Source organism: Campylobacter sp. US25a, from assembly GCF_004379075.1.
In the GTDB taxonomy this organism is placed as follows: Bacteria; Campylobacterota; Campylobacteria; order Campylobacterales; family Campylobacteraceae; genus Campylobacter_D; species Campylobacter_D jejuni.
In genome coordinates, this window is sequence record NZ_RYYM01000094.1 from 1 (window position 1) to 462 (window position 462).

The 462-nt window shown below is 30.5% G+C and carries 1 pseudogene; it reads left to right on the forward strand.

The annotated features are described in order from the left end of the window. Positions 1-334: pseudogene (locus ELQ12_RS09885) on the forward strand (hypothetical protein); the annotation flags it as partial. Between the last annotated feature and the right edge of the window lie 128 nt (positions 335-462).

The window sequence follows — 462 nt, forward strand, 5'->3', positions numbered from 1 at the left end:
TAATGATTATTATGATTATGGCTTTGGCAATAATGGTATTTTTAAATTTAGCATATATGATTATTTTGCTTATGATGAAATAGGAGTGCGCCCAATTCAACAAAGCCCATATGTTCCTCCTAGAAGCCCTTTTTATAGCCCTAATTTTGTCTATTCTGATGGAAATTATCACGGAGATGCAAAGCTTATCCCTTCTGCTTTAGGAAAGTATTATTTTGAGCTTTCCTATCAGAAAGGAGTTTATATAGAACTTTTACGCCCTTATTATCCAAGCATAAAAGATTTACCAGAAGGTTGGGACAATAAAATGCTAGAAAAAGCTAATTTAAAATAAATATGAGCATCCATGAAAAAACCTTTTTACAAACTTAAAAGATTTTATATACCTTGTGGTGTGCTTATAGCTTTGATTATTTTTATAAGCTTAACTTATCATTTTTTACAACGCCCTTTAGAGCTTAT